Origin of the sequence: Allobosea rubneri (assembly GCF_032464875.1) — a bacterium.
In the GTDB taxonomy this organism is placed as follows: Bacteria; Pseudomonadota; Alphaproteobacteria; order Rhizobiales; family Beijerinckiaceae; genus Allobosea; species Allobosea rubneri.
In genome coordinates, this window is record NZ_JAWDID010000064.1 from 23,987 (window position 1) to 30,486 (window position 6,500).

Sequence of the window (6,500 nt, forward strand, 5' to 3'; positions counted from 1 at the left end):
CGTTCAGCCGCGGCGCTTCAGCAGCGTCCAGCCGGCGCCGACGAGGCTCGCCGCCAGCGCCACCTTGAGCGCCTCGCCGATCAGGAAGGGCTGCACGCCGGCGGCCCAGGCGCTGGTGAGGCCGATCCCGGTCGCGCCGCTCGCCATCTGGGCGCCGAAGGCGAGCCAGAGGCAGCCGAGCCCGAGAATCGCGAGGTCCGCGGCGACCAGCCCGGCGACGAGGCGCAGCAGCGAGGCGCCGCGCGCAGCCGCCCAGCCCGCGACGGCGACGGCCGGCAGCGCAGCGATCAGGAAGCCGCCGGTCGGGCCGGCGAAGTAGAGCGGGCCGGCCAGCATCGGCGGCGTGTTGGTGAAGACCGGCAGACCGGCGAGGCCGTAACCGAGATAGAGCGCGACGGTGGCGAGGCCGAGCCGCGGGCCATAGGCGGCGCCGAGCGCCAGGATCGCCAGCGTCTGCAGCGTCACCGGCACCGGCCAGAGCGGCACCTTGACCTTTGCGGCCAGCACCAGCAGCAGGCTGCCGGCGAACGCCAGCATGACATTGCGCACCAGACGCGAGCGCGGATCGGAGAGCGCGGGAAGAGCGGAGCCGACCATGGTGTCGGCGGGCAAGGGCAGCGACTGGGCCATCGGCGTCTCATCCTCTTCTGGGCGGGCACCGTCGACGCCCGGTTCGTCCGTCTATAGAAAACCCGGCACCGGCCCACAACCGGCCAGGATGCACGAACCCGGATGCGACGATGAGCAATGGCAACCAGGACGACCGGCGTGACGAGGCGGCCGAGCCGCTCGCCTTCGATCGGGAGGCGCTCGCCGCCGGCGCGGTGGTGCAGCTCTCGCCGCTGGTCCGGAGGATCGTCGCCGGCAATGGCGGGCCGATGACCTTCACCGGCACCTGCAGCTACATTGTCGGCCGCGGCAAGGTCGCGATCATCGATCCTGGCCCAGACGATCCCGCCCATGTCGCCAATCTGCTGGCGGCCGTCGCGGGCGAGAGCGTCGAGCAGATCGTCATCACCCACACGCATCGCGACCATTCGCCGGCGAGCCGCGCCGTCAAGGCCGCGACCGGCGCCGCGATCGTCGGCTGCAGCCCGCATCGCCCGGCCCGTGAACTCGCGCTCGGCGAGATCAACCCGCTCGACGCCGCCGCCGACAAGGACTACGCGCCGGACCTCGTAATGGGCGACGGGGACGCCGTTACCGGCCAGGGCTGGAGCCTGCGCGCGGTCGAGACGCCCGGCCACACCGCGAACCACCTTGCCTTCGCGCTTGACGAGGAGGAGACGCTGTTCTCCGGCGACCATGTCATGGCCTGGTCGACTTCCATCGTCGCTCCGCCGGACGGCTCGATGGTCGCCTACATGGCCTCGATCGAGAAGCTGCGCGGCCAGGAACACCGGCTCTACTGGCCGGGCCATGGCGGGCCGGTGCGCGAGCCGCAGCGCTTCCTGCGCGGGCTGGTGCAGCACCGCCGTCTGCGCGAGGCTGCGATCCTCAATCGCCTGCGAGCCGGAGACGAGACGATCTCCGCCATGGTGCCGATGATCTATCTGGAGCTGGCGCCGGCCCTGCATGGCGCGGCTTCGCTCTCCGTGCTCGCACAGCTCGAGGATCTGGTCGCGCGCGGCATCGTGCTCTGCGACGAAGCCCTGCCCGCGCTGGCGAGTCGCTACCGGCTGGCGTGAGGGCGGAGGCTCAGCGCAATTCCACCAGCAGCTTTACCTCCTCCTCGAAGGCAGCGATGCGCCGGGCATTGGCGCCGAAATCGAAGCCGCCGAGCCGCGAAGCCGAGCGAATGTCGATCCGGCTGCCATCGGCGCGTGGCCGGATGCGGATGGTGATGTCGTCGACCAGGCGCAGCACGCGCGAATGCGCCACCGCATCGAGCCGCCCTGCCCCGCTGCGCCCGCCCGGGGCCGCGCCTTCCAGCACCCGCCAGCCGAGATTGACGCTGGCCTTGCGGGCGATGTCGTAGGCGATCTCGGCCGGCAGCTCGAGCACGATCGGCAGGGCGCGCGGATAGCCTTGGCGCTGCGCCTTCCGACGTTCGGGGGCTACGTCCGGCGGCACCAGTCCCTGGCGAGCCGCGAGCGCGACGCGCGAGCGGCTGAAGGCCGGCGGCTCGTCGATATCGGTCGAGACGTCGCTGATCAGCGGCAGGGTCGCGAGCTGGAAGCCGGCATAGGCCAGAGGCAGCAGCAGGAGTAGGCTGAGCACGAAGGCGAAGGCGGCGATGCCGATGCCGCGATGTCCGTCCTGCCAGATGCGCACGAAGGCGGCGAGCGACAGGAGCAGCGCGAGCAGGACGAAGACATAGGCCCCGGCGATCGGCGCCAGCCGCTCAACGGAAGGCTGCCCGAAGCGGAAGATGACGACCGCGAGCACGACGACCGTCAGCCCGAACAGCGCCAGCCGGCGGCTCCAGATCGCCGCACGCGAAACCGGTTCCTCGAAGACGAGACGGCGGTGCATGCCTCTTAGGTGGCCGAGCGCCGGCCGGAAGGCAAGCGGGCGATGTCGGCACCGCCTCTCGGCGGGTCATCCCGGCCGGAGCCGCGAGGCGGCGCAGGCGGGATCCATGCCTGAACTTCGCCGGAACAGGCTGCGGCCTGAATCCCGGGTCGAGCTGCGCTCGCCCGGGATGATACGCCGAAGTCCAAGGCGACGCGCTCAGTCGATGGCGCGCACCGCCCCCTTGGCCGCGCTGGTCGCCAGCGCCGCATAGGCCTTCAGCGCGGTCGAGACCTTGCGCTTGCGCGGCGCCGCCGGCTTCCAGGCATCCTTGCCCTTGGCCTCCATCGCGGCGCGGCGACGCGCCAGCTCCTCGTCGGAGATCTTCAGGTTGATGCTGCGGTTCGGGATGTCGATCTCGATGACGTCGCCGCCCTCGACGAGGCCGATCGCACCACCTTCCGCCGCTTCCGGCGAGACATGGCCGATGGAGAGGCCGGAGGAGCCGCCGGAGAAGCGCCCGTCGGTGATCAGCGCGCAGGCCTTTCCAAGCCCCTTCGACTTCAGATAGCTCGTCGGATAGAGCATTTCCTGCATGCCCGGCCCGCCGCGTGGCCCCTCATAGCGGATCAGCACGATCTCGCCGGGCTTGACCTTGTTGTTGAGGATGCCTTCGACCGCCGCATCCTGGCTCTCGAAGATCACCGCGGCGCCGGAGAAGGTCAGGATCGAGGCGTCGACGCCGGCGGTCTTCACGATGCAGCCGTCGAGCGCGATGTTGCCGAAGAGCACGGCGAGGCCGCCATCCTGCGAATAGGCATGGGCCTTGTCGCGGATCACGCCGGTCTCGCGGTCGGTGTCGAGCTCGGCATAGCGCCGATCCTGGCTGAAGGCGGTCTGTGTCGGCACGCCGCCCGGCGCGGCACTGAAGAAGCTCTTCACCGCTTCGCTGGTGGTGCGCTTGATGTCCCAGCGCTCCAGCGCCTCGGCCATGCTGGCGCTGTGGACCGTCGGCAGTGATGTGTCGATCAACCCGGCACGGTCGAGCTCGCCGAGGATCGCCAGGATGCCGCCGGCGCGGTGCACGTCCTCCATATGGACGTTGGCGACGGCCGGAGCGACTTTGCAGAGCACCGGCACATTGCGCGACAGCCGGTCGATATCGGCCATGGTGAAGTCGATCTCGGCCTCATGGGCGGCGGCGAGCAGGTGCAGCACCGTGTTGGTCGAGCCGCCCATCGAGATGTCGAGCGTCATCGCGTTCTCGAACGCCTTGAAGCTCGCGACATTGCGCGGCAGCACCGAGGCGTCGTTCTGCTCATAGTAGCGCTTGGCGATGTCGACGATGAGATGACCGGCCTCGACGAAGAGGCGCTTGCGATCGGCATGTGTCGCCAGCGTCGAGCCGTTGCCCGGCAAGGCGAGGCCGAGCGCCTCGGTCAGGCAGTTCATCGAGTTGGCGGTGAACATGCCGGAGCAGGAGCCGCAGGTCGGGCAGGCCGAGCGCTCGATGACGTCGACTTCGCTGTCGGAATACTTGCCGTCGGCGGCCGCGACCATGGCGTCGACCAGGTCGACCTTCTTCAGCACGCCCTCGGCGATGTACTTGCCGGCCTCCATCGGCCCGCCGGAGACGAAGACGGTCGGGATGTTGAGGCGCATCGCCGCCATCAGCATGCCGGGCGTGATCTTGTCGCAGTTCGAGATGCAGACCATCGCGTCGGCGCAATGCGCGTTGACCATGTACTCGACGCTGTCGGCGATCAGCTCACGCGAGGGCAGCGAATAGAGCATGCCGTCATGGCCCATGGCGATGCCGTCATCGACCGCGATGGTGTTGAATTCCTTGGCGACGCCGCCCGCCTGCTCGATCTCGCGCGCGACCAGCTGGCCGAGATCCTTGAGATGGACATGGCCCGGCACGAACTGGGTGAAGGAGTTGACCACCGCGATGATCGGCTTGCCGAAATCGCCGTCCTTCATGCCGGTGGCGCGCCAGAGACCGCGGGCGCCCGCCATGTTGCGGCCCTTCGTGGTGGTGTCGGATCTCAACCTCGGCATGCTTGACCTCTTCGCCCATACGCCCAAACAGAGTGTTTGGGACTAAGGCTAGCAACCGCGGCTAGCCAGCCAAAATTGAATTATTCGATTTTGACCATCGGCGCGGTCCATGCTGCGGGCGCGAACGGGCCGGCCTATCGCATTTCCTGGGTCATCCCGGACAAGCGGCGAAGCCGCGCCGATCCGGGATCCATGCCTGAGGCGGCCCGGCATGGATCCCGGGTCTCCGCTGCGCTGCGCCCGGGATGACCGGGGACGGGGCGAGAAGGCGCGGACTGAAAGGAACGGGACTGTGACGGCTCTACGCAATATCGACATCGACCTGCTGCGCTCCTTCGTGACGATCGCCGAGCTGCGCTCCTTCACCCGCGCCGCGGCCGCCCTGTCCCGCACGCAGTCGACGATCTCAACGCAGGTGCGCAGGCTCGAGGAGATCGCCGGGCAGACCCTGCTGCAACGCTCGCCGCAGGAGGTGCTGCTCACCCGTGCCGGCGAGGATTTCCTCGGCTATGCCCGCCGTATCGTCGCGCTGCATGACGAAGCGCTCGACGTCGTCCGCGCTCAGAGCGTGTCCGGCCGCGTCCGTCTTGCCGTGATGGACGACTACGCCACCATCGTCCTGCCGGAGACGCTGGCGCGCTTCGCCCGGTCGCATCCGGAAGTCGAGCTAGAGGTCACGACCGGCTTCACCCGCGACCTGATGAACGCCCTCGGCGAGGAGTTCGACCTGGTGCTCGCCACCCAGCGCGCCGGCGACGGGCGCGGCGAGGTGCTGCGCACCGAACGTACCGCCTGGGCGGCTTCCGACCGGCACGATCTCTCGCTCGCCGGCCCGCTGCCGCTCGCCTTGCTGAAGGCACCGAACATGTATCGCGAATGGGCGCTGGAGGCGCTGAACGAGGCCGGACTCGGCTGGCGCATCCTGTTTTCGAGTTCGAGCATCGGCGCCGTCGAGGCGATGGCGGCGGCCGGCGCCGCGCTGACCGTGGTCAAGGCCGGCACCGCCCGGCCCGGCCTGTGCCTGCTCGGCCGGGACGACGGACTGCCCGAACTGCCGGCCTCGGAGATCGCGCTGCATCTCGCGCCGGGGCGCCCCTCCGCAGCGGCGCGTGCGCTCAGCAGCTTTTTGGCCGAGGCGCTGCGGGAAGGTGCGCAGTCGTAGAGCATTCTCCGATCTAAGCACGACCGTCATTGCGAGGAGCAAAGCGACGAAGCAATCCAGGAGCGGCAGAGCACTACGTCCCCCTGGATTGCTTCGCTGTCGCTCGCAATGACGGCTCAGGCCGATCAGAGAAGGCGCTAGCCTTCGCGCTCGGGCAGGCTCTCCACGAGGATTTCGCGTTTGCCTGCGTGGTTTGCTGGGCCGACGATGCCCTCGTTCTCCATGCGCTCCATGATCGAGGCGGCGCGGTTGTAGCCGATCTGCAGGCGGCGCTGGATGTAGGAGGTCGAGGCCTTCTTGTCGCGCAGCACGACGGCGACCGCCTGGTCGTAAGGGTCCTCGCTCTCGGCAGAGCCCATGCCGGTCTTGTCGAAGACGGCGCCGTCCTCCTCCGCTCCGGCGCCCTCCTCCTCCTCGGCGAGGACGGCATCGAGATAGTCCGGGCGCCCTTGCGTCTTCAGATGCGCCACGACCTTCTCGACCTCGGCATCCGAGACGAAGGGGCCGTGCACGCGGGTGATCCGCCCGCCGCCCGCCATGTAGAGCATGTCGCCCTGGCCGAGCAGCTGCTCGGCGCCCATCTCGCCGAGGATGGTGCGCGAGTCGATCTTCGAGGTGACCTGGAAGGAGATGCGGGTCGGGAAGTTCGCCTTGATCGTGCCGGTGATGACGTCGACCGAGGGCCGCTGCGTTGCCAGCACGACATGGATGCCGGCGGCACGCGCCATCTGGGCGAGGCGCTGGATCGTGCCCTCGATCTCCTTGCCGGCGACCATCATCAGGTCGGCCATCTCGTCGACGATCACGACGATGTAGGGCAAGG

6 protein-coding genes are annotated in these 6,500 nt (G+C 69.0%); 2 read left to right on the top strand and 4 right to left on the bottom strand.

Annotated features, from left to right (window positions below):
* Window positions 1-3: 3 nt before the first annotated feature.
* A complete protein-coding gene (locus tag RKE40_RS25675; RefSeq protein ID WP_316021024.1) occupies window positions 4-630 on the bottom strand; it encodes a biotin transporter BioY in 627 nt (208 codons plus the stop codon).
* Between the two features lie 110 nt (window positions 631-740).
* Between RKE40_RS25675 and RKE40_RS25680 the strand changes: the two genes are divergently transcribed.
* Window positions 741-1,688, top strand: a complete 948-nt coding sequence (locus RKE40_RS25680) for an MBL fold metallo-hydrolase (RefSeq protein ID WP_316021025.1) — start codon at window positions 741-743, stop codon at window positions 1,686-1,688.
* Window positions 1,689-1,698: 10 nt separating this feature from the next.
* Here the strand turns inward: RKE40_RS25680 and RKE40_RS25685 are convergent, their stop codons facing one another.
* A complete protein-coding gene (locus RKE40_RS25685) occupies window positions 1,699-2,475 on the bottom strand; it encodes a DUF1499 domain-containing protein (protein ID WP_316021026.1) in 777 nt (258 codons plus the stop codon).
* A gap of 198 nt (window positions 2,476-2,673) precedes the next feature.
* On the bottom strand, window positions 2,674-4,515 hold the full coding sequence (gene ilvD, locus RKE40_RS25690) for a dihydroxy-acid dehydratase (RefSeq protein ID WP_316021027.1): 1,842 nt from the start codon (window positions 4,513-4,515) through the stop codon (window positions 2,674-2,676).
* Between the two features lie 292 nt (window positions 4,516-4,807).
* On the opposite strand from ilvD, the gene RKE40_RS25695 reads away from it, so the two are divergent.
* On the top strand, window positions 4,808-5,677 hold the full coding sequence (locus tag RKE40_RS25695) for a LysR substrate-binding domain-containing protein (protein ID WP_316021028.1): 870 nt from the start codon (window positions 4,808-4,810) through the stop codon (window positions 5,675-5,677).
* A 137-nt stretch (window positions 5,678-5,814) separates the two neighbouring features.
* On the opposite strand, the gene RKE40_RS25700 is transcribed toward RKE40_RS25695, so the two are convergent.
* Window positions 5,815-6,500: DNA translocase FtsK (locus RKE40_RS25700; RefSeq protein ID WP_316021029.1), on the bottom strand; the 686-nt coding region annotated here is incomplete at its 5' end.